The organism is Lentilactobacillus sp. TOM.63 (assembly GCF_030361045.1).
GTDB lineage: Bacteria > Bacillota > Bacilli > Lactobacillales > Lactobacillaceae > Lentilactobacillus > Lentilactobacillus dabitei.
This window is the reverse complement of sequence record NZ_JAUCAP010000019.1, coordinates 13,325-39,906: the sequence shown is the minus strand read 5'-3', so window position 1 is coordinate 39,906 and position 26,582 is coordinate 13,325. Positions and strand designations below refer to the sequence as shown.

Sequence of the window (26,582 nt, the reverse complement as noted above, 5' to 3'; positions counted from 1 at the left end):
GAACTCGAATTTAGTTTCACCAACAACAGTTGACGAAGAGCCAATTTAGTTTCACCAACAACAGTTGACGAAGAGCCAAAAAAAGAAGCCATCTTGAATTGAGCTTGGTGCTAAATTCAAGGTAGCCTCAATAATTATTTGTATTACTCGTTGCCGAGTCGTTCATTAACTAATTTTTCGACTTCGTCCGCTGTTTGGCACTTAGCGAGGACTTCATCAACAATTGCGGCGCATTCGCCGGTCGTCAGGTCTCTCATCTGGCTTCGAGATCTCAAAATGGAACTGGCACTCATTGAGTATTCATCAAGCCCCATGCCCAGCAAGAGTGGCAATGCCCGTTGGTCGCCGGCCATTTCGCCACACATTGCAGCAATTTTACCTTCTGCATGAGCTGAATCAATGACGTGCTTGATTAATCTCAATAATGCTGGATTCAGTGGTTGATACAGATATGACACTGCATCATTACCACGGTCGGCAGCAAATGAATACTGGATCAAGTCGTTGGTTCCAATACTGAAGAAATCAACTTCCTTGGCAAATTGATCGGCAAAGATCGCTGCCGCAGGAATTTCAATCATGATACCAAGCTTGATATTGTCACCAATTTTAGGATCATCTTTTTGAAGGTTTTGTTTCTCTTCCATAAAGACTTTCTTGGCTTTTCGGAATTCGTCAAGTGTTGCAATCATTGGGAACATAATTCGGATTTGGCCATACTTGGATGCCCGAATTAAAGCACGCAACTGAGTTCGGAAGATATTCTGCCGATCCAAGGAAATCCGAATGGCCCGGTAGCCCAAGAATGGGTTCATTTCTTCTGGTAATGGCAGGTATGGCAATGGTTTGTCACCACCAATATCCATCGTTCGAATAACAACTGGCTTGCCATTCATGGATTCAGCAACTGTCTTATAGGAATTAAATTGCTGATCTTCGGTTGGTAACGCATCGCTATCCATATAGAGGAACTCGGTTCGGAACAACCCAACTGCATCAGCACCAGCTTTGTGGACATCATCCATATCTGCTGGGGTCCCAATATTAGCAGCAATTTCAAATTCCTTACCATCTTTGGAAACCGATGGTGCATCAACTAGCTTAGCCCATTCCGCCCGTTGAGCAGCGAAGTGTTTGGCCTTTTGCTCATAATCATTTACTTCTTCTTGAGAAGGAGCAACAATTGCAACCCCGTTCAGACCATCAAGAATAAGTTGATCACCATTGGAAATTTCTGAAGTTGCGGTTTCAGAACCAACAACAGCTGGAATCTCCAAGGTTCGTGACATGATTGCCGAATGACTCGTTCGACCACCCATATCAGTGATCATTCCTTTGATATACTTCTTGTTCATCTGTGACGTGTCCGAAGGCGTAATTTCATGGGCAACGATGATCACAGGGCTGTTAATCGAGGCCAAGTTGGGTAATTCCTTACCCAGCAAGTGGCTCAAAGCTCGTTTGGCAACGTCTTTGACGTCAGCCGCCCGTTCCTGCATATACTTGTTATCCTTCATGGCTGCTAAAGTTTCAGCAAAATTAGTTGTGACATCAGTCAACGCCTGTTCTGCATTCACCTTATCATTTTTGATCTCATCTTCAATTTGTTTGATCATGTCTGGGTCGGATAACATGGCGATGTGGGCGTCGAATACGGCGACTTCTTCATCGCCAAGACTTGACTTAGCCCTTGCTTGGATTTGTTTCAGTTCTGCGATGGATGCATCAAATGATCCATGAATTCGTTGAACTTCCGCATTAACATCTGAAACGGAGTGTTTTTCGAAGCTTAAATCAGGATCTACTAGAAGGTAGGCCTTAGCTATACCAATACCGTCACTAGCAGCGATCCCCTCAATTTTCTTCGACAAAATCATCCCTCCTTACTTATTCAAATTATAATCATCAAAAATAAATAATTATACATTACTTTTCAAAGCCCAATTTATCCATAATTTGATCATAAACCTTATCAGTTCCAATTCCGGTCAGCAATGGAACGGCGTTAATAACCTTATCTTTAATGTTATCAGGCACAACAACTGTGCTTACGAAAACATCGTAATCATCAACATTGTTCACATACTGAGCAATATTACCTTTGTAAGTCTTGACCTTATCCAAGTCACCTTTTGATTGAAGATAGTCTCTAATCTTTCCTTCAGCGACAGTAGATGTTGCAATTCCGCTACCACAAACAACCATAATAGTTTTCATATTTTTTCACCTCTGCGTATATAAACGCAATTAATTATCAGCTTCTACAGCGTCATTTCCATGATTTTTATCTTTTTTACCACGGAATTTATTATACCATACCATCAAAGCCAAGGTTACCAATCCGATTAGACCAATTCCGCCCCAAGTCATCACTTTACCGAGACCAACAATCAACCAAGTTGTCCATACACCACCATCACTCAACACTGAAATTGATGAATTCCCTTGAAGATTGAATTTGGCACCCTGAGCAGCGGCAGTTACAAGTGGTGCTACCCAAGAAGCGATATAAAGACTGATGATAACATCAACAACCCCACCGACGATTGTCCGGAAAATATCACCACGGAAAACAGCAGCCATGACGGCAATCATATAGGGTAATGTAGCCAGATCACCAAATGGCAAAACATGGTTTCCAGGCACGATAACGGCAATAAATAAAGTTAATGGTACAAGAATTAACGCGGATGAAAGAACGGTTGAATTACCAGCTGCTAAGGCACTATCCATACCGATATATAAATCTCGACCAGGGAAACGTGACTTAACAAAATTATTGGCGCCTTCAGAAATTGGTGCTAATCCTTCCATTAAAAGGGAAACCATCCGAGGCATTAGGACTAAGACGGCAGCAGTGCTGACACCCAGTTGTAATGTCTTGGTTACCGAATAGCGAGCAAGGATTCCGATGACGATACCAATGAATAGACCCATTACTGAAGAATCACCGAAAATTCCCATTCGTTTCTGGATTGTATCTGGTGTCATTTTAATCTTATTGATTCCAGGGATTCGATCCATAATCCAGTTCAGTGGTAAGGCAAGAATATATCCTGGTGCCGAAGCGCCTTGAGGGAACGAAATTCCTTCCAAACCATACTGCTTCTGAATATGGGGTGCTGCCATGTCAGCCAAAAGATAAATGATCATGACATGAACAACCATTGTGAACAATCCTAAAGCAAAACTATGAGAAACAACGTAAACTAACGACCCAGTAAACGCAATATGCCAATAGTTCCAAACATCGACATCAAGCGTTTTGGTTAATCCTAATAATAGCAAAATAACATTTGAAATAACGCCAACAGGGATTGCCAGACTGCCAAGAACAGTTCCATAAGCAATCGCTGAAGCTGCTGGCCAACCAATATCAATGGTGCCTAAATGAAGACCAAAGTTTTTAACCATCGATTGAGCAGCAGGGCCAAGATTCTTGGTTAACACTCCAATTACAAGATTCAATCCAATAAAACCAATTCCAATGGTTAAACCGGCTTTGAATGCTTTACTTGGCTTAATTCTCAAAATTAAAGCGAAGAAAAACAGTAGTATTGGAAGCATAACGCTGGCTCCCAGGTTAACAAACCACTGTAATCCACTAGAAATTGCATCCATGTGTGAGCCTCCTATTTGATAATTCCAACATTTTTCATAATCTTCAAAAATTCATTCTTATCATTAATAGTTTCTAATTGTGTCAATGTTTCCTTGTTTTGGAATAATCCCATTAACGTTTGCAACATCTTTAATTGATCATCTGATTTTTTTAACGCCAACATAAAAATCAGTTTTACTTGAACATCAGAGTTGTCACCCATCTGTAGAAAATGAACTGGATTTTTCAACCTCATGAACCCAATTTGGGGCTCAATAACCTTATCAGCATCTGTATGAGGAATGGCTACCCCAATTGTTTCAGTATTTAAAGCGGTTGGAAAATTTGACTCACGTTCTAGAATTGCCGGTTTAAATTCCTTATTCACACACCCCGCTTTGTAAAGGCTATCAGCAAGAATCCCAAGAGCATCCTTATTGTCTGTCGCTTCTTTATCAAATAAAATAACGTCTTTATCAAATAACATTAATTTTCACCTCCTTTAATGAAATAATCCTTAACATCATCATTTGAATGGCTTAAATCCAAAATATATTCAAAAACTTGTGGATCAGCCAGTGCATGCATGAATTCCGCAAGGGCATCATTAGCACCGTTTGTTAGCACCAAAACAGCTGCACGAATGGTTGAATAGCCTAAAAAGCCCATATCTTTCCCAAATCTCATAATAATGACAGTGGTTTGATTAACGTATGCCTCATTAATATGAGGCATAATTACTTTAGGATATATTTCGGTACTACCTAACTTCTCACGCTTTTTAACATCTTCAAGCAAGCGATTGATGGGCTCATCAATAACGTGATATTGCCGGACTAACTCGGTCAACTTGCCCAAGGCCTCACTCTGGTTACAATCAAATACAATATAATTAAGTCCCGTATAATGCACTTTCAACACTCTTTCTATCTGCCTGGGTAAACATCGCACTCGATAAAACTACTCGAGTTTGATTGACTGGATGGATACTAACTGTGGTAATGATTAAATCAACATCTTGGTAATTTTCTTCATTATTTTGATATTCACCATTTGAGAGAGTTCCAACAATCTTTAAGTTTGGAAATGCCTGATGGACCTTAGCGTATAACAATTTAGAAGTTCCAACCCCACTGGCACACATTATCAAAGCTGTCTTTGCTGGTCGATTTTCTTCAAAATATTTGGCAAAATACAATGTAATAAATCCAGACTCATCATCAGATATCGGCGCTTTATTAATCATTATCTGGCTCGCCTGTTTGGAGATTGATTTAACTTTTTCAAACAATGCACCATATTCCAATTTAATATCATTAAGCAACCGATTGGCAACAATGATATGATTCTCTAACCTATTCAACATTGGCTTTAAATGACCAATAAGATCTTGCTTTAAGGACTGAATTCTTGGGCTTGAATCCGTAAGATTAAATCCTTGAGTATATAAATTTACGAGTTCAAGGACTTCATCAGAAACCATGCCATTAAAAGTAACATCATGATCATATCTCATTGAAATCAAATATTGCAGTAAATAATACTTCTCAACGTCCGGTAACTTGGTGTGCAGATAATCAGAGGTGTTTTTGATAACATCCGAAGCAACAGAGAAAAACTCACTGTTATCCCTAATGATTTCTTCTTCATCCGTGAACACTTTTTTCGCTTTATTATCCTCGACTACTTTGCCAGTTCTAAATCTCTTAATAAGAATGTACAAGTGAGAGAAAATGTTAACGTTATAGGGATATGGAATAGTTAAACTAAGTGATCGTTGAATCCATTCAATTTGAGCCGTCAAAAATTGATTATCGTAAATGTTAATATCGGCAACTTCACTCGCAAACCCTTGTAAACTGTCAACACTCATCAAGTTACTTTGAACGAGGGTCATATTAATGGATCGACGAATAGCTTCTTCGTCACCATTTACAGATACTTTATTTCCCCGTTTCACTAGCTGGACATTGAAATCTTTTAAAATCTTAGCCAGGGTTGATAGGTCTTGTTGAATTAAGTCATTGCTCACATAATAATGATCATACAATTCATCTACCGAAATAGAAAAAGGTGCATTAAATAAAATGTTCAACAGTACCTTGTTACGACGCTCCACTGGCGAATAATCAACAATATCATTATGAGTATTCCTATTGGTGGCAACTAGATATTGGTCGTAATTAATTCGATACCCTCGACCCCGTTCAGAATGAATAACATCGATACCAAGCGAATCGTTAATTTGGCGAACTTTTCGATAAATCGTTTTCTCTGAAACGCCAAGCTTAGTTGCAATATCGACAGCTGTAACAAAGCCATCCGTTTTTGAAAGGGTCATAATCATTTTTTCGCTTGTGCTATCCATAGCTCCTCCCCCTTGTATAAAGAATAAAGCGTTTTCTTAAAATTGAGCATAAATATTTGTCCGTTGCAATGGACAATGCTCACTGGTCATTGAATTCATCCCAAATTGTTAACTTTAATCTTACTTTCAAAAACCTTTGTTTATTATGTCATCATTTTCTTGTTATTCAACAAATTACACTTGGCGCCAAACAAAATAGGCTACGAGCAATATTTGTTCGTAACCTGTTTCGATTCACAACATATAATTAACAAACCAAAGAAACCTACTGCCATAATTTGCTATTTATTTTACTTTGACGCGTTAGCTCTTTGTTCTGTCTTCTAAACATGTCTTTTTGAGCCTCTCGCTGATCTGAAAGTTTTCTCTTGGTTTCTGGATCAATGTATTCAGACACTAAAATTTGTGGATTATACTTAACACCTTGGCGCTCAATTTCTTTAAAAATAGCAAGAAATTGTTTTTGGCGAAACTTAAACCCATCAATCATAACAGAATAAAATGCCAGATTACCATTGTTAGCTAAATTATCTTGTAAGGCAATAGTTTTACTTTGCTCATCTTGTAATGTACTTTTACACAAGATACAAATTTGCATTACGGCATTATTAGGAACCATTTCAATCTTTAAGATATCTGACCAAGGAACTTGGAGAGGCGTCTCACGAGTGTTATCACGAACCCCCAAATGGCTAATAACAAAGTCAGGAGTTTTCAAGTGCCCATTTCGAAATGTTCTAATGCTGCTATACAGGAACAATAAGGCGAAGAAGATCGCAAAAGCCTTGGCTATCAACCAAGTATCTTGAAATACAACACTAAAAAACATTAACGAAAAAGCCAAAAAGATTGAACTCGTCGTATATGTTCTTATTTTATCTGGATAAACTTTATATTCCTTTTCCAAGATTGTGACCACCCTAATATCATTCTACCTAGCTAGCATCTATGAATAACATTTACAAATTACTTGATAGCATCTTCGAAACTAACACGCTTTGAATCAGGAACCGTCTGGAAGTATACTTCAATACCGCTATCATGAATCTCTGTCAGCAACTTTTTATCATCTTCATTTAGTGCCACAGTGGGAATAACAAATTTGGCATCAGGCTTCTTTGAAACACCGCCAACGTTTAGGGCCTCAATCTCTAATCCTGCATCCAATGCCTCTTTAACTTCCTTGACATACTTAAATACCATGACAACCTTCTCACTACCAAACTGATCTTTTTTCCATTGCTCAGCAACTTCTTTAGCACTAAAAACTTTGATATCAAGTCCGCCAGTTGAATTTGTACTTATATAGATATCCTTCATAAAGTCATCCGCTGCAGTAGCATTATCAACAACATAGACTGCATTTGTACCAAAACCCTTTGTCCACTTAGTCATAACTTGACCGTGAATTAATCGATCATCCACACGAGCTAAATTAATTTTTCCCATTACGAACACCTCCGAATTTTGTAATTCCATAAAACAATTAGTCTAAATACATTATATACTGACTTTTAGTTATTTATGCTTCAGAAAATTTTTATCAATCAACTTGATACCATCTTTGGCAACGTCAATTGAATCATTAATCAACTGTTCTGTATCATCAACACTATCGGTAAAGTTTAGTAAATTGACCAATAAAGGTAAATTCAAGCCTGTAATGATCTTTATTTCATGATACTTAGCCAACGTGGATAATGAAACATTTGAGGGACTCCCACCCAGCAGATCAACAATTATGACCGTTTCATCATATGTTTTTTGATTTTCTTCCAGAACGGCATATACCTTATCCCGTAATTCATCCACAGATTCACCAGGTACAAGTCCAAGCCCGGTGACGTTTTTTTGTGGGCCCATCAATAGTTCAAGACTTTTAACTGCTTCAACTCCCATACTTCCATGGGTAATTACTAAAAATGCCCGTTTCATATTCAACACAATCCCTTCAGTTTATTAAATAATGTAGAAAATACTAAGCAAGATTAATGCACCAGTAAGATATAAAAGTCCCCGAGTAATTTTTAGCCCTTGCTTTTGGAAATACAAGTAGAGCAACAAAACTGCAGTTAACGGTAAAATCCCCGGCAAAATTGTATTAAGGATTTGCTGGATATCAAAAGTTTTATCATTAATGGTAAATTTAAAATAGCTCTTGATATTAATGTACTGACCTGCAAGAATTCCCATCATATAAAGGCCCAACACACCTAGTCCATCGATAATTCCAGCCATTCTACCACCAGTCATAATTTCCTTAGCAGCGGCACGACCTAAAGAGTAGCCCAACTTTGTAAAGTAATAACCATAAGTAAAAGTAGCAATTGCGAAACAAAGGAATGGCAATAATGCACCCAAAAAGTTTCCCTTTTGCGCAAACGGAAGAAAGATTGCAATGAAGATATATTGAACAGTTCCAGAGTCGATTGAATCACCAATTCCGGCAAGAGGTCCCATCAAACCAACTTTCGTATTATTAATCATATCTTCAGAAATTGGCTGTTCACCGTTTGCCATCGCTTTAGCGCGGGCTTCTTCAAGTGAAATCGTAACTCCGGTAAGTGTTCCACCACCCCAAGTTGCTTGGGTGTTAAAGAAGAGGAGATGTCGTTGAAAGGCCTTCGCTAATTCATCATGGTCTTTATATAACTTTTTTAAGGCAGGAATCAGTCCAAAGCAAAAGGCCGGAGCTAGCATTCGGTCGAACGTATGATTAACTTCATTGGCCCACCACCAGCCAAACCACGATTTCATCAAATCTTTATTCGTTATTTTATCGGGTTGCGGAATTCGTTTCGGCTCATCAGTTTGTGATTCTACATCACTCTGAGCTGCTTGATTAATTTCACTCATATTATAACCTCCCTCAAGCTTTGTCGGATGCTCTGTTCGAAGTGAACATCACGTACAAAATTGCAAAGATTGTCCCAAAGATGGCATAAATCGTCATATTGATTTGGAGCTTGGCAAAAGCCACACTCATGAAATAAGCCAGGAAGAAGAACGGTAGCAGTTTCTGTTTTCCGATAACCTGCATGATAACCGCGATTCCTAATGCGGCTAAACCACCCCCAACACTATTTAGAACATGAATAACAGTACCGTGAGTAATGTTACTTACCACGCCAGAAATAACCGGAGCGCCAAAGTAGAGTGCAATAAAAATTAATGGAATAAAGAGCAAAAACGAAATTATTGTGGGGATCCCCATGATTGACAACCGTAGCCCTCGCGCATTGCCCTCTGCAGCAAACTTATCCATTGGTTTAAGTGCAAAAGTGTTAAGGAAAAATCTGAATTGATATAGATAACTTCCGAGCAATCCCACGGGAACCGCGATGGCAATAGCTCCTTGAGGACTCATATGACCTAATAGTGCAACCGGAACGGCAATGGCTGTTGCAATAGCTGGTTCAGCGGGTAATGCCCCTCCTGGAGCAACGAATCCCATATACACCAATTGGATTGCAGCAGTAACAATCATTGCAGATTTCAAGTCCCCCATGATGATTCCAACCATCATCCCTGTCATCAAGGGGCTAAAGCGCATTGTTAAAGTTGCAAAACCCAAAATTCGAGATTCAACCAATGCAACCCAAATCGCAATTAGTAAGGCTTGCCAAACAGACAATGTAACGTGCATAATAAAACCTCCCCAAAAAATAAATTCAATTTATAATTGTCTCGAGATTATTCAAATCCCTAATTAACATTATAAATGAAATCGCTCGCATTACAATACTGAATATCTTACTCTTTATATATAATGAATCGTTATATATGAAATATTTGGGGGTAATTCATATGGCATCTCTAATGGTATACATCGTTCGTCACGGAGAAACCCTCCTGAACAGTTTCGATCGAATGCAAGGATGGTGTGATTCTGAGCTAACTGAAAAGGGAAAACAACAAGCAATTCAAGCAGGCAAAATTTTAAAATCACTCGATTTTGATACTGTTGTTTCATCTGATTTAGGCAGAGCGAAACAAACAAGAGACCTCATTCTCAACCAACTTAATCATCAACCAGCTCATACACTTGAAAGCAAAGATTTTCGAGAGGTTCTTTTTGGCTTCTTTGAAGGCTTGGATTCGGACGAAACTTGGTTTAAAGTCGGGGAACCGTTTGGCTATCATACCCAAAGTGATATTATCCGAGCCAAAGGTTTACCCGAAGCACGCAGACTAATGCATCTCCAAGATCCTAGTCATCTTGCTGAAACATCCGAACAGGTGCTCAACAGGTGGCATGATGGGATTCAATCTATTCGTGACAACTGCGTTGCTCCTGCAAATATTTTACTGGTCACTCATGGAACATTTATCCGTTCTTTGGCAGAAGACAACGGAATTAAAACATTGAATGACTATCCAAAGAATGGCGCTGTTTCAGTGCTACAAATAGAATTAACCGCTGCTAATCTTGTTTCATATAATAAAATGAGTCTAGATAAATCATAAATGCAAACTATGTAAAGTAACGTGGTGAAGACAAATGAACTTGGAACTTTTAGAAACGTTTGTCCAAATAGTTAAATATAAGCAAATTTCTAGGGCTGCAGAATCTCTTTTTATAACACAAGCTGCAGCAAGCAATCGATTACGAAAACTAGAAAGCCAACTAGGTGTTAAGCTGATCAACCGAATTAAAGGGCAATCAACGATTTCAAAAACACCATACGGGGATCGCCTTCTAGTTATTGCCAAACAACTCATTTCCTTATCTCACGATGTCCAAACACTGAAAGAAAACGCAGAGTATTCAAAAATTAAAATCGCTAGTACCACGAATGTTATTGAAGCGGCTCTTTCCTTTATTATCCCTCAGGTAATGAAAGATGATCCATTGCTGAGGTTCACCATTAAAGGGTCATCAACTTTTGGAGTTTATGAATCGATTACTAATAATAGTGCTGATATCGGATTTAGTTTTACAAACGCACCTCGATACGGGTTAAGCACTCGCCAGATTGGAAATCAATCACTTACATTAATTACTTCTCAGCAAAATGAGATTCCAGACCAAATCGACATTGACAGCTTATCGCCATCAAATGAAGTCTATATTCCATATAACGAACAATACGACCAATGGCACGTGATTTGCTGGGGAAATCAAATTGATCCATATATAAGATTAGATTCTTGTAGTTCATTTTCTCATTATCTCAATCATGGGAAAGCTTGGGCAATTATTCCAAAATCTCTGGCTCAGCAGTACATTAATCATAAATTTCCAATTAAAGAAGTCCGTCTAATAGAACCAATTCCAAAGCTACCAATCATCGCAATTGATAATTTAGCCAATCCATATAAGAAAAAGCTTGATGATATCATTTTAAGATTCAGATCGTTCTTAGTTTAACGGTCCTTCTTCATAAATATCCACGATAAAAAATGATCTGCATTCAAAATTTCTAGCTCCAAAGCCCGAAATTTTATGACAGATCATTTTTAGTGATATTTTCCTACTCAAACTGCGCCTCATACAACTGCTTATAGTACCCATTCACCTGCATCAGTTCATTGTGCGTTCCCCGTTCGACAATTTTGCCATTATCGACGACGAGGATCTGGTCGGCATTATGAATCGTGGACAACCGGTGGGCAATGACGAGTGACGTTCGTTGTTCCATCAGATTTTCCAATGCGTGCTGGATGGTCTTTTCGGATTCATTGTCCAGTGAGGCAGTGGCTTCATCCAAAACGACAATCTGGGCATCTTTTAGTAGTGCCCGGGCAATTGCGATTCGCTGTTTTTGGCCGCCGGATAATTTGATTCCCCGTTCACCCACTTGGGTCTGTAACTGTTCTGGTAAGCCATGGATAAAGTCATCAATATCGGCCAATTTGGCAACTTCCCATATTTTTTCATCGGTCGCTCCGGGCGTCCCATAACGAATGTTATCCGCAATCGTCCCATCGATAATGAAAATGTCCTGAGATACGATGGCAATATTTTGCCGCAACGACTTTAATTTAATGTGATTAATCGGTATGCCATCGAAGTAGATTTGGCCGCTATTCACGTCATACAAGCGATCAAGCAGATCAGTGATCGTCGACTTGCCAGCTCCTGAATGGCCAACCAAAGCAGTCTGTTTGCCAAAGGGAATATCAAACGTCACATTCTGGATCGCTGCCTTATGTGGATCTTCCGCATCCTCCGAAGCATACGCGAAGGTCACGTGATCAAATTTCACGCCAGCCTTAATCGTTGGAAAATTAACTGCATCTGGCGCGTCAACAATCTCCGGCTTCAGCCCAATAATATGGACAATTCGCCCATATGACACAAGTGATTGCTGGAATTGATTCAGCAATCTGGAGAAGGCACTGATTGGGCTTTGCAGAATACTCACATAGCTCAGGTAAGCCACCAGCTGACCAATTGTCAACTGACTTTTGAAAACAAACAGTGTTCCCAGCAGCAAGACAATCGCCGTTCCCAAATACTGAATAAAAGTAATCAGTGGTGAGAAAATCGCCTGATTGCGGGTTGCTTCAATGATGTTGTCTTTATTCTGATTAGCCAATTTACTAAAACGGCTGGACTCCAAGTCTTCAGTTGTGTAACTCTTAATCAATTGAATTTGGGTCAAGGTGTTTTGCAGCTGATTGGTCATCAATGCTTGGGATTGCCGAGCTTTTTGGTAAGAATTTCGAATTCTGGTCCGAAAAATCCGCACCACTAGAAAAATCAGCGGGAAGGTTAAGCTAACCGCCAGTGCCATAATCCAATTGACGTAGAAAATGAAGATCAGCACGCCGATAAAGGTAAATAAGCTGCCAATCAGCGACAGCATATTGGGTGAAATCAAGTTTTGCAGGTTATTGATATCAGAAGTGAGTCGCACCATGAGATCACCGGTCTTGCTGGATTCAAAGAAGTGCGTATCCAACCGAATCAGGTACTGATACAACTGATTTCTTAAATTAGTAATGGCTCCCTGACTCATCACGCCCATAAAATACGTTGAAAGGTACGTGAAAATTCCTGAGATCGTCACGGTTAATAGTAATAACGCAACGACAATAACCAGCCGCCCCGTATCCTTATTCGGGATAACATGATCAATAATGTACTGGTTAAATTGCGGCAACAAGAAGTCCATAAACGATAACACGGTTAGGACAACAACGTTAAGTGCCAAGATCCACGGCCGTTTGAGAACGGTCCCGAAGACAAATTTGAACATCGCTGTCATCGTGATGGCATTATCATCATTGGTTGTTGCGGTTTTTGATTTAGTTTGCACGCCCCCGCCCCCTTAATGAACAATTCGCTAAACTTTAAGACAATCAATTACATCACGGTTATAGGCACTCTGTCAAAGGAATTGCTCACATTAGGACAGCTGCGTAAAGCAGAAACTTACACCTAAGCACCTTCTCCAAAAATCCCAAGATCGGGGATTTCTGGAGAAGGGGACCTAGGCTCCAGTTTCTAAACGCTTTACTCCACTCACTGTTCTTAGGACAGCTCCTCAAAGCAGAGATCTACACGTAAGCACCCCAGCGAAAAATTCCAGAACCGGGAATTCTCCACTGGGGAGACTTACGCTTCGACTTCTAAACGCTTTACTCCGCTCACTATTTTAGGACAGCTGCGTAAAGCAACAATCTGCATGTAAGCACCAGCGAGAAAAATTCCAGAACCGGGAATTTCCCTCACTGGAGACTTACACTCCGATTGTTAACCGCTTTACTCCGCTCACTCTCTTTGCTCTTCCCTGTCCTCATCTTCTATGCTAATATTTAATACAGTGTGCAATTCGTTTTATAGCTGACATAAGGAGAGAAATTTACATATGAATCGTTTCAAATTACAATCAATTATTTTCGTCCTCGTTGCTTTTATGCTGGGCTGCAACGAGTTTATTGTCGTCGGGGTGTTATCCGATCTCTCCCGCACCTTTGACGTCAAGTTGTCAACCATCGGTTACCTGGTCACCATCTTCGCCACCGTTTATGCAATCAGCACCCCCTTCGTAACCGTTTTGACCAGCCGCTACAGTCGCTACAAGACCTTGTTATCGTTGATCGTCGTCTTCTTTATTGGTAATACGCTGAGTGGATTGGCTCCAAATTATCTATTTATGGTCATTTCGCGGATGATCACCGCAACGACAGCTGGTTCAATCATTTCTCTGGTCATGACCTTTGCCAGCACGATTGCTCCGCGTGATAAACGAGCTGGCTTAGTCTCCTGGATTTTCGCCGGCTTCAGCATCGCTTCGGTCTTTGGCGTCCCAATTGGGGTAACTGTCAGTACCAGTCTCGGTTGGCGCTATGCCTTCTATGGTATCTCCGGGTTGACCATCGTTACCTTTACCCTGTTAGTCTTCATCTTGCCCCGCAACCTCAAACAAACCCAAGGGTCAATTAAAAATCAGCTCACCTTGCTACTGGATCCCCGCATTTATTTTGCCATCTTCTCTACGCTGTTCATGGCCGCAACGATGTACGCTTATTATACTTACGTCCGACCACTGTTAACCACCTTGCTTGGCTTTAGTACCACCAGCTTAAATTGGTTGCTGTTCGTCCTTGGAATTGTCAGCATCTTTGGCAACCGCCTCTCAGGAGCAGTTGCCGCTCGACCAAACGGCTTGCGACTCATGCCTAGATTTTACACAGCCGATATCATTTTGCTATTGCTGATGCCGTTTGCCTTACTTAACAAGGTTTCCGGTTTTGGTATCCTGCTCGTCTTAACCTTAATTGTGACGATTATGAACTCCCCAATCCAGATTCATTTTCTAAATACGGCAGAATCGGATTACCCGCAATCACTGGTATTGGCGTCATCCCTCAGTTCCATCTTCTTCAACTTCGGCATTTCTCTTGGATCGGCTACCGCATCAAGCATGACCGGCCTAGTTGGTCTGGATAAAATCAGTTTAGGCGGTGCCGTTTACGCAGCCTTGGCAATGATGTTTGTGATGCTAACCAATCGCGCAATCAAACGACATCAGGCAGCCAAATCTGCCGCTGCTAATCCCGTAACCAATAAATAAGTGATTAAATTTCAATAACAAGTCGAAGAGTCTCATAATAAGAAATCTCTCAAAAAAAGCATGATATCCTTGATTTATCAGCGATTATCGTACTTCGTAATCTAATAATCCCTTGTACATCAAAGAATGCTCGCCAGTCATGAAGTTATTATCTGTCATGACTGGCGAGCATTTCAAACTATGTCACACAATTTGCTGCTTTATTTATAATTCGAACACTTACTCATTCTTGAACTCGGTCATTTTAGTCACAACTTTTTCGTCGTAACACCAGCCAACCTGAGATCACAATGAGCAGGCTAATTCCCAAGATAACGGCAAGTATCGAAGTTTGATCACCAGTTTGAGGTAATTCAGCGGCTTGCTCGTTTGGTAAATCAGAAGCAGCCGGTTTCGGCATTGCTGCCTGAACTGGTTTTTCAACCAAGTTAGCTACTTGACGAGCAGCTGGTTGACTGGTTGGCTGGTCGAGTTTTGTCAGTGATGGAGCGGTTGGCGTTCCTTTAGCTGATTGAGTGGTCTTCACTTTATCAACTGGAATCTCTGGATGGGCCTTTTGCTCCCCTGAAGTTGGTGCCTTCGGCCGTTCAGTGACTTTCTTAGGAGTGGTGACTGGCGTTTCTGGTTCACTTGTCGTCGGCGTTGTTGGAACCTCTGGCGTAGTTGGTGTTCCAGGGATAACCGCCGGATTGCCTGGGACAATCTCACCAGTTGGTGTCGTTGGCTCAGTTGGTATTTTAGGCTGATCAACCGGAGTGGTTGGCTGGTCTGGCGTTGTTTCTTTACCAATTGATTTGTTCGTTACGGTCATTTCAAACACGCCGTTTCCTAAGTCTTTGAGTTCGCCAAACGCAGGGGTGAAGCCAGCAACCGCCCCTTCAGTTAATTGATACTTCAGGTTGGTTGGCAGGCCGGCAAAATCAGTTTGCCAGTTATTTTCAGCACTTAGTTCAATCGTATCAATTACGCCACCATTGAGTGGACTGGTTGGATCATCTAAGACAAGGTTAATGGCAACTTTATCAGGTTGGGCAACTTTGCCGTCATTTTCCCATACCTTGGCAACCTTAATCGTTTTGGTGCCGACAAGGTGATTGCCAAAGATAACTGAACCGTTGGAGCCAATGCCGCCGCCCCGAGGTGCTTTGTTGCCTTTGATCAGAACGGTTGCCAGGCCAGCGGCGATTGCTTTGGCTGCATCAGTTGATTGATTTTTTAAGCCGACAAAGCCACTGTCGTGATCAATCGTCACTGCATCGGTTTCTTGTTGGCCATCGCGATCATGATACCAATCAACGCCACCGCCACCAAGCATTCTGTTAGCCAAGGTGGTTACTTCACCACCAGTTTTAGCTTCACTCAATACTTCATCACCTTGAGTGAGAGCTTTGTTACCAAAGATGGCCGTCCCATCAGTGACATAAATTTCGGCGTTACCCGTCGGACAGAACCAGATACCGCCGCCAGATCCGGCTAGCATTTGAGTCTCGCCTGAAGTAATTGGCTCCCCGGCGTTAGCTTCGTTGCCAGTAATCAAACTATTCCCCAAATGGAGGTTATATTCGGCGATACTAACGTAAATGCCGCCACCATGCTTGTCAGCAACGTTATTGGTGATGGTCGCCTTATTGATCGTGACATTATTAGAATTGACGTAGAGACCACCGCCGGCTGCGGAAGCGTGGTTGCCATCGATAATGGCATCATTGATGGTTAAGCGCCCGATATTGTTAAGATTGTAGGATTCAGCGGTACCCGATTGTTGCGTATATCCTTGGTGGACAACGAACGCACCACCACTTGCGACTGGGTTTGGCTGGCGGCCAACCAAGCCAGTTTGATTTCGGCTAATGGAGCCGCTATTAATCGTTACATCAGCCGAACCATTAACGAAAATACCACCTGAGTGATGCCAGGAAATGTTACCATCTACGGTTCCTGAATTCATGACCATCGTTGAAATTGGGTATGTCTTGTCCTTTCTGCTAACGTCGCCTACCACAACACCACCGGCATCGGGACCGGAGTTGCCGTCAATATGACCACCGTTCATGATGAGATGAGATCCTTTGTGCAGTGAAATGCCACCAGTAGTTTCTTGAATACCCCACTCAGTCGAGTTGTTGGTAACGTAACTATCTTCATTCATGATAACCGTGCCACCATTATTAACCGAGATACCACCAGCACCCATTGTCCCTGAGTTAGGATCAACGAATAAATGATTATGGGTAATATAGGCATTTTGGCCCATTGTTAACGTCCCGCCACTAACTGTCACCGGACCATCGTTGTAGGAAGGCAGATATGGCTTAATGTTAAAATCTTTAATCGTTGTGTTGATCAAATCGGCAGTGCCATCAATATGGAGAGCCGAATAGGTGGCGGTCGTTTTAAAATTCCGAGGAACTGCAAAATCTTTTGTCGGGACAATTGAGATCCCATCTTTTTGGTTCCCTTTAAAAGTGACCATAGCGCCCGTTTCCACTTTGATTTGTGAACCAATACTTAGTTCCACCGGGGCGCCTTCATTGATAAAGGTTATGTTTTGGCCTTGTTTAATAAAGAATCCATGAACCGTTGAAAATGAATTCCCAAGCGTAATGGTCTGGCCTGAGCCATCGCTAGGCGCCGCGTTCAAGGCATCATTTAATTGTTGCTCGTTGGTAACGACGAGTTGATCCATGACCGTTGTCGCTTTCATTTTAGCTGGTGCCGCTTGAATCTTTGGTTGAGCTGCCTTCTCAGTTTCGTTAGCTAGATTATTTTCTTGCCAGTTTTGCTGGCTATTAGCAGCAGTTTGATTTGTTTGTTTCGTTGTGGCTGACTGATTACTCGATTGGCCGGCTTCTTTTGATTGCTTGCTCGAATCCGTTGTCTCCGCAGTTTTTGAACTGTTGGTGGACACAGCTGACGCTTCGAAAGTTGCTGGCGCCGGTGAATTAGAAACTGGTGCAGTTGCTGGCTGGGTAGATCCTGTTTGAGCTGGCTGATTAGTTGCCGTTGGGTCTACTGCCTTCGTTTGAGTTGCTGGTTGTGTCGCATGAGACTCAGGTGCCTGGTTGGCTTCAGTAACTGCTGGCGTTGAAGGTACCTGAGCTGGCTGAGTTGCTTCTGCCGGTTGCGCAGTCGCAGTTGAAGTTTGGGATTCGGTAGCTTGGGCTTCCACAGTCTGGGACTCTGCAGGTACAGACTGCGACTCAGCCGGTGCAGACTGATGATTTGCCGAACTATCAGTCGGATTCTCAGTCGCGATTTGAACTGATTGGTTATTGTCGGCTACCACGCTGGCGTATACCAGTTCCCCCATTCCATTCGTAAATAGTAAAAGCGCTAAGATGGTCACCCCAACGGACGCGAGCCAATGCCGGATCCGTTGGGTAGGTTGACAACAAGTTTTCATTTAATTTCCCCCTAAAAAGTGAGTGGAGCAGTCCTCACATGACACCCCTAATTCCTTATTTCCATCATCAATATATCAACCCACTCAATTTGTTGCAACATTAACGCATCACTTTTATAACTTTTTGGTGATTAATGTGTAAACTACTAATTTATAATTGTTGAGTTAAATATCTATCTGATTTTATTGCCTAATTGCCATGAACAATCGAAGCCCTGTACCAAATATGGAACTTGAATACAAAAAAATCGCCACCCATAACTAAGATTCAGTTATCGGCAGCGATCGCGGATTTTCATTAAATTCAAATTGATAAATCAACCTGTACTAAGTTAAAGAGATATCTAGTTTCTTGCCTAAAGCGGTAGCTAACTCTCTTTGAGTTAAGCCGGCGTCCTCACGAGCCTTCATGAACTTGTAAGCTGCCATAAGTCTGGCTTTCCCTTGCTCATACTCGGCTTTATCTTCAGGGGTAGCAGTATATTCCTTGATCGGCTTATCAATTTTTACTGTTTTTGGCATACAAGTCATTTCTCCCCTAAACCTTTCCTGACAAAAACCGACTAGGCAATTTGCCCGTCGGTTTAAGGCTGTTGATTCTATTAAATTACCTTCACGTAATGACTATTAACAGTTACATAACCGCCAGCAACCGCATAACGTTTAGCACCAAAGGTCGTAGTTGAGTATGGATGTGAGTACTCCCACTTCTTAACTTTCAACACGGTACCCTCCTTGATGTGCTTCGTACGTTTACTGAAGTTAGCATTGTTGTAAAGGTAAATGGCTTTCTTAACTTTGATTTGTTTAGGCTGCTTCTGGTTACCAGCAATCACAAGTTTGCGGTTTCCGGTAATGTAGTGACCATTACTCAAGAGGTAACGAGTCGTTAAGTTATGCTTAACAAAGCCCTTCACCTTGAGCTGAGTGCCTTGTTTGAAGTTCTTAACCCTACCAGTCAAGTTCTTGTTCGTATATTCATTGACACCACGGGGATTGATGACCATCAGCGTCTTATGAGAACTGTGATAATAAACTGGCCGAACAAAGGCGTAGTCGGCAGTAATATAACCCTTCTTGCCGGCAGTTTTGCTGTGATGGTTCACATCACGAACAACATACCGCAAGTTACCAGCTTTGGAGGTCGCATAATCCGTTACCACAAACATCGGTCGGTTAATCCGCGGCTTCTTGGAATAGCTGGCAACTCGTGCACTCTTTTTGAAGTCTTTGTTACTATACATATAGATCTTCTTCAAGGCATAAACGGCTTCACCTTTCTTGGCAATGCCTGGAGTTGCTGGCTGCGTGGTTACTGTTGGGGTTGATGGCGTTGGAGCTGGATTTGGTGTTGGGTTAACTGGTGTTGGATTAGGCTCTGGTGGGGTTGGTGGCGTTGGGGTATTCTTTTTATAAACTAAAGTAATATCCTTACTATTTGGGCCATACGTACCAGATAATTTACCTGTTGTGAAAGTTGGAGCAGTCCCACTCGTAGCAAAGTGGTCAAACGTGTATCCACTAACAGTTAGAATCGTATAATTCCAATCTGCCCCAGATTTATCATTGAACGTTTCTTGCGTCTTACCGTTGATGGTAAGTGGCTTGTTGTCACTATCAACATATTTGACGTTAAAGGAAATATTTTGAACTGGGATTGTCTTACTAAACGTATACGTAACCGTTGGTAACCCAGCCGTAGTATCAGCAACAGAATATTTGGCATTTTGCTGCCCGTTGGAATCCTTAGGACCATCAGCTGTAACACTCTTATATCCGTTGGTTGCCTCCAACTGTTGAAGCGTATCATTAACATCCTTGCTATTGTCACTTGTATCGGGATCAGCTAATGTTAAGCCATCGCTACCAATGGCATAGTTCCACAAGTCATTTTCAGTTCCCGAAATGGTTGATGATCCAAGAACAGTGCCACCTTCATCTTTATAAATAACGTTAATATTTCCAACGGTATCATCCAATGTGTACGGTTGGACAATGACCCCATCGTATGGTGTGTTTCCGAGTAACGTGTCGTTGTAATAAGCCGTCAGGGTCCCCTTCCCATCACCATCTTTATTCAAATTAGTCCACGTAATCGTTTTAGCACTAGTATCTGCTGTTCCATCGGCGGTGCTACTATAACCACTTGCAAAATTAGTTTGTGGTATTTTCCCAACGTAGTATGGAACAATTGGAATGTTTTCACCAACAATGTTTTTTACCTCACTGTTAATTGCAAAAGAGGTCATTGTGTAACTTGTCATTTTGGGATTCAATTTTATGTTTGGTAAAACATAAATCTGACTATTCAAGTTATCTCCTGAGGAGTCAACAAAATTAGATCGTCCCCACGGAGAAGCATCAGTAACTCTATTCCCATATAAGCCAGTAAATGAAGTATCAAGAGTATTAAACGTTTTATTGGCAAGTGCACTAATATCATGTATTTGATTTCTCTGAAAGTCTACTCCCGAGAGATTCTTCAAATCTTTAAGTGCATCAATATCGCTAAGTTCCCCACGTCTTACTGGAACATTGTATTTTGTAAACGCTGAATAACTAGCATTCAAAGAAATGTAGGATGAATTCTTCGCATACTCTAATCCCGTTAAAGATTTAACACTCAAGATCGCATTAAATATGTCTTCATTATCCGTCTGATTATCATCTGTAGTTGCATAATTAATACCTGTTAAATTATCTTCAAGTAGTTTCTTACTGATTTGATCAGGCGATGTCACATTTTCCCCATCAACCTGAACACCATCTAAGGATAATTCATTGACAACAATTGCCTGTAAGCTCTTGTCCGGCATCCAATCATCAAGTTTGCCCGTTACATCGGGGCCAATTGCATCTGCAGCAGCTTGACCCTTCCAATTTGGGTCAACGTTGGCCTTTATCCAAGCATCATGTTGAGCCGTACTTCCACCATTCCACGGAACATAGGTTGCGTCAGAGTCAGCGGCTAGAGCTGATTGCTGCCCCCCATCAAATTAAACGATAAGGAGAACAGAACTGTCGCGATGACTGCTATAACGATCTTAATAGTCCCCCGTAGTTTTGTCCTTTGATGATAATTAATATTATCCATAACATAACTCCCCCTCAAATTTGATAAACCACAGCCCTTATAAGAACTATGGCAACTACCCTTAAACAATTTTATTTTAACATAAGTAACCAGTCAACGTATCAATTTACGTAATCGGTTTCATACATTCTATGACAACAAAAAAGCACGACCTGCCAGTTCCATTCTCACCAGATCATGCCGCTTTAAATTAATATTTAAATGGTTATTTTATTTAAATCCCGGTTCACCAGCTACATGTTCCTTAGCTGTGTAGTTCTTTACAGTAACCTTGATCACCCCAACGTAATCAATGGTCTTTTCTGAAATATCAAACAGATCAATCGATTGCCCGGTCTCATGTGACAAGAGCAGTTGCAAAGCATGACGCTTAATCTCAGGATCGTCAACCAATTCTGCGTCCCCATACCCCATCACGCTTCGATAAGCAAAGCTCGGGGTGTTTTCCTTGGGATCTTCTGGCGTCATTAATTGACCGCCATCGTCGATTTCAAAGCCCATCCGGCCATCCTGTTTGATCAAATCCCGTTTGTGGCCGACTGGTGCGCCATGCATGTACAGGGTGAGGTGATTGGCATCGTCAAATTCATAACCAAAGTTGGTTGGCACCACATACGGGTAATCTTCAGTCCGAAAGCCACTGTGAATGACGTGGGAGTCATGCAAGATGGCTTTGATTTCATTAATATCAGTAACTTCTCGATCTTTTCTACGCATTTGTCTAGCCTCTAATTAACTTGATGAGGGCTCTGTTGACCATTAAGAACGGCTAATACATCATCTAAGGCAAACTGAACCATGTTTTGAACAGCCACTTCTGTGTAAAATCCAATGTGAGGGCTAACGTTGACATTTGGCATGGCCAGCAATTTCTTTAGATTCTCATTGTTAATTGGCTGGCCGGATAAGTCTTGGCCCACAATGCCATTTTCTCCTTCAATCGTATCAATAGCAGCCGCAGCAATTTCATGATTCTCTAAAGCGGCAGCTAACGCCGGCGTATCAACAACCGGTCCTCTTGACGCATTAATAAAAATCGCGGTTGGCTTCATTTTCTTGAAGACTTGGGCGTTGATGATGTGGTGGGTTTCAGTCGTCAATGGCGTGTGCATTGTAATGATATCCGCTGTCTTGTAGACAGTCTCGTGGTCAACATAAGTGAGGGTATCATTTAATTCTGGGCGGTGAATGGGATCAGCCGCAATTACTGTGGCCCCTAAGGCGTTAAAGATTCGGGCAACCGCACTCCCAATTTTGCCGGCACCGATAATCCCCACAGTCAATGTATGAATTTCCTTGGCTTCGATGCCCTTCCAACTGAAATCGCCCCGATCTTCCCGTTCCTTAACTTCACCCAGATGGCGCAATAACCACATAACGTGGGCTAAGACTAACTCACTCACTGAACGAGGTGAGTAGGCAGGCACATTGGTGACAACTAAATCATTCTTGGCCGCTTCCTTGAGGTCAACGATTTCATAGCCGGTACTTCGCAAGGCCATCTGCTTGATGCCAAATTTGTGGAGCTGCCGATAAACTTCTGGGCCGCCAACTGAGCCATGTTGTAAAACCGAAATACCATCATAACCTTTAGCCAGATCAACCGTTTCTTCACTTAATGGCACGGTATTGGTATCAACTTGGACGCCATTTTGCTTGGCCCACTCATCAATTGGGGCCTTTTCATCGGGGCGTGAGGTATACATCAAAATTTTCATTATGTTATTTCAAACTCCTTTAGTAGTTATTTTTCAGAAATCGACTTGCTAGCAACATATTTTTGAATCCGCTCAACTGCCTTCTTGAGATTCTCTTCGCTGGCCGCGTAACTGATTCGAACATACCCTTCACCGCCTGGCAAGAAGTATGAACCTGGGATCAATGCTACTTTAGCTTCCTTGGCAAGTTCGTAACAGAAGGCTTCACTATTCTGATTCAAACCTTCAGGAATCTTGGCAAAGACGTAGAAGGCCCCATTTGGATTCGGGCAAGTAAAGCCGGCTTTAGCGAGTCCGGCAACCAACAACTCTCGACGAGCCAGGTACTCTTTCTTCATTGGCAACGCATCGTCCATACCATTCTTGAAGGCCTCCTCGGCAGCCGCCTGCGTATTGGTGGCCAACGAGGTGATCGTAAATTCACTGACTTTCGCCACTTCGCTAATGATATCTTCCGGACCACAAATCATCCCAATTCTCCAACCAGTCATGGCGTGGGACTTGGAAACCCCGTTCATCACTAACGTTTGTTCTGGTAAAATGGTCCCCATCGAAACATGAGTGCCATCGTAAGTCAATTCACTATAGATTTCATCGCTCAAGCAAATCATATCGTACTTGGAAATCACATCCGCAAGTTTTTGCAAATCATCTTGATGATATGTAACCCCAGTTGGATTGTTGGGGAAGTTCAAAATAACTGCTTTGACAGTACCTTTATTGGCATCAATGGCAGCCTGCAACTTTTCTGGTGACAACACAAACCCATTATCCGAAGTGTCCACAAAGACTGGTTTAGCACCAGCCAACAGCACGATCGGAACGTAAAGTGGGAAAATTGGTGTTGGAATAATAACCGTATCGCCAGGATTAAGCATTGCAGTTAATGAGGAATAAATGGCACCAGTGGCCCCAGCAGTCATTAAGACTTGCGTTGCCGGATCGTAATTCAAACCATACTTTTTGTGCAAAAAGCCCGCTGCTGCTTGCCGCAAGCCATCGGTTCCCCTTGAATTGGTGTAGTGGCTTTCATTGTCATCAATTGCCTTAACAGCAGCTTGCTTCACGTGCTCCGGGGTATTGAAGTCAGGTTCACCCAAAGTTAATTTCACAATATCTGGAATTGTTGAAATCTTCTGGTTGAAGGTTAAAATTGTGGCGGGTGTTAACGCAGCCACCCGTTTGTTCATCTTGTCTGATAATTTACTCATAATATGTTCTCCTCTCAAAAAAGTGCGCGGAGCAAAGCGGTTAGAGACCGGAGTCTAAGATTCTTTCGCCTCAAGCCCCGGGTCTGGGTTTGAGGCGGAAGGATCTTAGATGCAGGCCTCTGCTTTGCGTAGCGGTCCTAAAAAAGGGTCCTTCGCAGTCAGTTAATTGACTGAAAAGGACCCACCATTGGTTTAATCCCGCACAGTCAATTGCTGATCTGCGCGGCCTTTAATTTCCATCATGAAAATCTCTTGGCTTATCACAGATCAGATCTGGAAAAACCAAAAGTAATATCGGCAACTATTCAATTGAGTTTCTTGATCGTTTATCATCATTAAGAACTCCTTAGAATAAGTTAATTACATGATAGCCGTTTTAATCAGGGTTGGCAAGGACTATTTTGACTTTTTCACCCAGCCAAGGTGAAATGCCGCCGCGCCAAAGGTCAACATTTGGTAGGAAACCTTGGTCATCCCGGCTTGGCGAAACATCTGGGCTAATTGTTTGGCGGACACAAATTCTTTGGTTGTTCGTTGAAGATAGGCATATTCCTGATATTTATTAACCGCAAATTTTGCCATAATTGGCACTAATTTAAAATAGATCTGCCAGCCAAATTTAATAACCGGCAATGTCGGCTGAGAGGTTTCAAGCGACGCAGCCTGACCGTTTGGATGAACAACTCGGGCCATTTCGGTCAGTACTTGATTGGCATCGGGAACGTTTCGTAAGCCGAAACCAACTGTGGCAATATCAAAAGCATTAGCTTCATACGGCAAGTGCATGGCATCCCCGCGAACCAAGGTCACCCGGTCGGCAACTTTTGCAGCCTTGAGTTTCTTTGCAGCGATTTTGAGCATCTCATCACTGAAATCTAAGCCGACAACCCGACCAGCTGGCCCCACCGCTTTGGCCAAAGCCACCGTCCAATCCCCGGTCCCACAACAGACGTCAATTACAAAAGCGCCGGGCCGGATATTCAGGCGTTTCATGGCAAACCGGCGCCAATTGCGGTGTAATCCGAGACTAATTAATGAGTTCATCGAATCATAGTTGGGGGCCAATTCATTAAATAACGATTCAACTTTAGGTTCTGGGGTGCGATTTGTTAGCGTCATGGTGGAGCTCCTTTGGTATAATCTAATATAGGTTCTGAAATTATTTTAGCAGATTGTGGGGATTTTAATGAATTTAGCGACGTTTACCGAATTAATTGAATTTAAAATTTTGAGTGCCAGTGTCTTCCCGTTTATCACCGGCCTCTTTTTCAGCTGGTATTTTCTGGGTTCCGTCAATGGCCTGTATGCCACCCTTTTCTTTATTGCAATGATTCTATTTGATGCGACCGTGAACGTGCTGGACAACTTTAACGACTACTACCACTCGGACAAAGACGAGTACAAATCAAAAACAAACATCATTGGCCGCGAACACATCTCCCCCGCTTTGGTGGTCTTTATCCTCGCTGCCTTCATCATTCCGTCAGCTGGGATTGGCCTGTATCTCACGTATAAGGTTGGCCTGCCATTGCTGTGGATGGGAGTCTTCTGCTTTGCGATCGGAATCCTGTACTCATCGGGGCCACGACCAATTTCCAGCACACCATTTGGGGAAATTGCCTCTGGGTTTACGATGGGGGTCATGATTGTTCTTATTTCAGTTTACATTAATTCCTACCAACTTTTCACTTGGAATGCTGAATTGTTATGGGAAATTTTGCTGGCCGCGGCACCATTATTTATTTGGATCGCCAATATCATGCTGGCTAATAATATTTGTGATGACGAAGAGGATCGGTTGAATAATCGCAAAACAATTGTTCACTACATCGGCGTCCCTCGTGCCGTTTTTATGTTCAACGCCACAAACGTTTTGGCAATCCTATTGATCTTCTTGGCAATCTTTTTAGGGGTCTATCCGGTTGCCATGATTTCAATCTTGCTGACTGTACCTTTTATCTTTAAGCAAATGCGACTGTTTACGGCAGAACAGGTAAAGACCAAGACGTTTGTTTGCTCGGTGAGAATTTTAGGATTGGGGTCCATTGGCTTGTGTATTGGTTTTGCGGCTTACTGGCTATATGTACTTGTTCGTTAAGGTTGTTTTACGGGATCATCACTTCCTTATCGGCATCAATTGTGCTTAAATGATACCAATAAC

The 26,582-nt window shown here is 41.9% G+C and carries 23 protein-coding genes; 4 read left to right on the top strand and 19 right to left on the bottom strand.

The window, feature by feature from the left end; genetic code table 11:
• Positions 1 to 143: 143 nt before the first annotated feature.
• From ptsP to QUF07_RS05530, 11 genes are all read right to left on the bottom strand, one after another.
• Complete coding sequence (gene ptsP, locus QUF07_RS05580) at positions 144 to 1,871, bottom strand: phosphoenolpyruvate--protein phosphotransferase (RefSeq protein WP_289426957.1); 1,728 nt, start codon at positions 1,869 to 1,871, stop codon at positions 144 to 146.
• A gap of 55 nt (positions 1,872 to 1,926) precedes the next feature.
• A complete protein-coding gene (locus tag QUF07_RS05575; protein WP_159206377.1) occupies positions 1,927 to 2,217 on the bottom strand; it encodes a PTS sugar transporter subunit IIB in 291 nt (96 codons plus the stop codon).
• 30 nt (positions 2,218 to 2,247) lie between these two features.
• On the bottom strand, positions 2,248 to 3,621 hold the full coding sequence (locus tag QUF07_RS05570) for a PTS galactitol transporter subunit IIC (RefSeq protein ID WP_159206376.1): 1,374 nt from the start codon (positions 3,619 to 3,621) through the stop codon (positions 2,248 to 2,250).
• 11 nt (positions 3,622 to 3,632) lie between these two features.
• Complete coding sequence (locus QUF07_RS05565; protein WP_159206375.1) at positions 3,633 to 4,088, bottom strand: PTS sugar transporter subunit IIA; 456 nt, start codon at positions 4,086 to 4,088, stop codon at positions 3,633 to 3,635.
• On the bottom strand, positions 4,088 to 4,513 hold the full coding sequence (locus tag QUF07_RS05560) for a PTS sugar transporter subunit IIA (RefSeq protein ID WP_289426956.1): 426 nt from the start codon (positions 4,511 to 4,513) through the stop codon (positions 4,088 to 4,090). The genes QUF07_RS05565 and QUF07_RS05560 overlap by 1 nt, the downstream gene beginning before the upstream one ends.
• On the bottom strand, positions 4,494 to 5,969 hold the full coding sequence (locus tag QUF07_RS05555; RefSeq protein ID WP_289426955.1) for a BglG family transcription antiterminator: 1,476 nt from the start codon (positions 5,967 to 5,969) through the stop codon (positions 4,494 to 4,496). The genes QUF07_RS05560 and QUF07_RS05555 overlap by 20 nt, the downstream gene beginning before the upstream one ends.
• A 265-nt stretch (positions 5,970 to 6,234) precedes the next feature.
• Positions 6,235 to 6,876 carry a DUF2614 family zinc ribbon-containing protein gene (locus QUF07_RS05550; protein WP_217341367.1) on the bottom strand — a complete coding sequence of 214 codons (642 nt, stop codon included), beginning with the start codon at positions 6,874 to 6,876 and terminating at the stop codon, positions 6,235 to 6,237.
• A 59-nt stretch (positions 6,877 to 6,935) separates the two neighbouring features.
• On the bottom strand, positions 6,936 to 7,418 hold the full coding sequence (locus tag QUF07_RS05545; protein ID WP_217341368.1) for a PTS sugar transporter subunit IIB: 483 nt from the start codon (positions 7,416 to 7,418) through the stop codon (positions 6,936 to 6,938).
• Between the two features lie 69 nt (positions 7,419 to 7,487).
• On the bottom strand, positions 7,488 to 7,904 hold the full coding sequence (locus QUF07_RS05540; RefSeq protein ID WP_217341386.1) for a PTS sugar transporter subunit IIA: 417 nt from the start codon (positions 7,902 to 7,904) through the stop codon (positions 7,488 to 7,490).
• 24 nt (positions 7,905 to 7,928) lie between these two features.
• A complete protein-coding gene (locus QUF07_RS05535) occupies positions 7,929 to 8,825 on the bottom strand; it encodes a PTS system mannose/fructose/sorbose family transporter subunit IID (RefSeq protein ID WP_217341369.1) in 897 nt (298 codons plus the stop codon).
• Between the two features lie 13 nt (positions 8,826 to 8,838).
• Positions 8,839 to 9,615 carry a PTS mannose/fructose/sorbose/N-acetylgalactosamine transporter subunit IIC gene (locus tag QUF07_RS05530; RefSeq protein ID WP_217341370.1) on the bottom strand — a complete coding sequence of 259 codons (777 nt, stop codon included), beginning with the start codon at positions 9,613 to 9,615 and terminating at the stop codon, positions 8,839 to 8,841.
• 161 nt (positions 9,616 to 9,776) lie between these two features.
• Between QUF07_RS05530 and QUF07_RS05525 the strand changes: the two genes are divergently transcribed.
• Together QUF07_RS05525 and QUF07_RS05520 are read left to right on the top strand one after the other, a co-directional pair.
• Positions 9,777 to 10,436 carry a histidine phosphatase family protein gene (locus tag QUF07_RS05525; protein WP_289426954.1) on the top strand — a complete coding sequence of 220 codons (660 nt, stop codon included), beginning with the start codon at positions 9,777 to 9,779 and terminating at the stop codon, positions 10,434 to 10,436.
• A 40-nt stretch (positions 10,437 to 10,476) separates the two neighbouring features.
• Positions 10,477 to 11,340 carry a LysR family transcriptional regulator gene (locus QUF07_RS05520; RefSeq protein WP_289426953.1) on the top strand — a complete coding sequence of 288 codons (864 nt, stop codon included), beginning with the start codon at positions 10,477 to 10,479 and terminating at the stop codon, positions 11,338 to 11,340.
• Between the two features lie 103 nt (positions 11,341 to 11,443).
• Here QUF07_RS05520 and QUF07_RS05515 read toward each other — a convergent pair whose 3' ends face one another.
• Positions 11,444 to 13,183: an ABC transporter ATP-binding protein gene (locus QUF07_RS05515; RefSeq protein WP_289426959.1), complete on the bottom strand. Its 1,740-nt coding sequence runs from the start codon at positions 13,181 to 13,183 to the stop codon at positions 11,444 to 11,446.
• 603 nt (positions 13,184 to 13,786) lie between these two features.
• Between QUF07_RS05515 and QUF07_RS05510 the strand changes: the two genes are divergently transcribed.
• Positions 13,787 to 14,995: an MFS transporter gene (locus QUF07_RS05510; RefSeq protein WP_289426952.1), complete on the top strand. Its 1,209-nt coding sequence runs from the start codon at positions 13,787 to 13,789 to the stop codon at positions 14,993 to 14,995.
• Positions 14,996 to 15,239: 244 nt separating this feature from the next.
• Here QUF07_RS05510 and QUF07_RS05505 read toward each other — a convergent pair whose 3' ends face one another.
• From QUF07_RS05505 to QUF07_RS05475, 7 genes are all read right to left on the bottom strand, one after another.
• Positions 15,240 to 18,398, bottom strand: a complete 3,159-nt coding sequence (locus QUF07_RS05505; protein ID WP_289426951.1) for a Cna B-type domain-containing protein — start codon at positions 18,396 to 18,398, stop codon at positions 15,240 to 15,242.
• A 327-nt stretch (positions 18,399 to 18,725) separates the two neighbouring features.
• Positions 18,726 to 18,920 (bottom strand): hypothetical protein, encoded by a 195-nt coding sequence (locus tag QUF07_RS05500; RefSeq protein WP_217341375.1) that lies wholly within the window; start codon positions 18,918 to 18,920, stop codon positions 18,726 to 18,728.
• Positions 18,921 to 19,000: 80 nt separating this feature from the next.
• The gene (locus QUF07_RS05495; protein WP_289426950.1) at positions 19,001 to 21,214 is read right to left on the bottom strand and encodes a DUF5776 domain-containing protein; all 2,214 of its coding nucleotides are present in this window, start codon (positions 21,212 to 21,214) and stop codon (positions 19,001 to 19,003) included.
• A 488-nt stretch (positions 21,215 to 21,702) separates the two neighbouring features.
• Positions 21,703 to 22,209: a pyridoxamine 5'-phosphate oxidase family protein gene (locus tag QUF07_RS05490; protein WP_217161983.1), complete on the bottom strand. Its 507-nt coding sequence runs from the start codon at positions 22,207 to 22,209 to the stop codon at positions 21,703 to 21,705.
• Between the two features lie 11 nt (positions 22,210 to 22,220).
• Positions 22,221 to 23,213: a D-2-hydroxyacid dehydrogenase gene (locus tag QUF07_RS05485; protein WP_289426958.1), complete on the bottom strand. Its 993-nt coding sequence runs from the start codon at positions 23,211 to 23,213 to the stop codon at positions 22,221 to 22,223.
• 23 nt (positions 23,214 to 23,236) lie between these two features.
• A complete protein-coding gene (locus tag QUF07_RS05480) occupies positions 23,237 to 24,421 on the bottom strand; it encodes an aminotransferase class I/II-fold pyridoxal phosphate-dependent enzyme (RefSeq protein ID WP_217341376.1) in 1,185 nt (394 codons plus the stop codon).
• Between the two features lie 396 nt (positions 24,422 to 24,817).
• Positions 24,818 to 25,540 (bottom strand): demethylmenaquinone methyltransferase, encoded by a 723-nt coding sequence (locus QUF07_RS05475; protein ID WP_289426949.1) that lies wholly within the window; start codon positions 25,538 to 25,540, stop codon positions 24,818 to 24,820.
• Between the two features lie 67 nt (positions 25,541 to 25,607).
• On the opposite strand from QUF07_RS05475, the gene QUF07_RS05470 reads away from it, so the two are divergent.
• Positions 25,608 to 26,519 carry a prenyltransferase gene (locus QUF07_RS05470; RefSeq protein WP_217341378.1) on the top strand — a complete coding sequence of 304 codons (912 nt, stop codon included), beginning with the start codon at positions 25,608 to 25,610 and terminating at the stop codon, positions 26,517 to 26,519.
• Positions 26,520 to 26,582 lie beyond the last annotated feature (63 nt).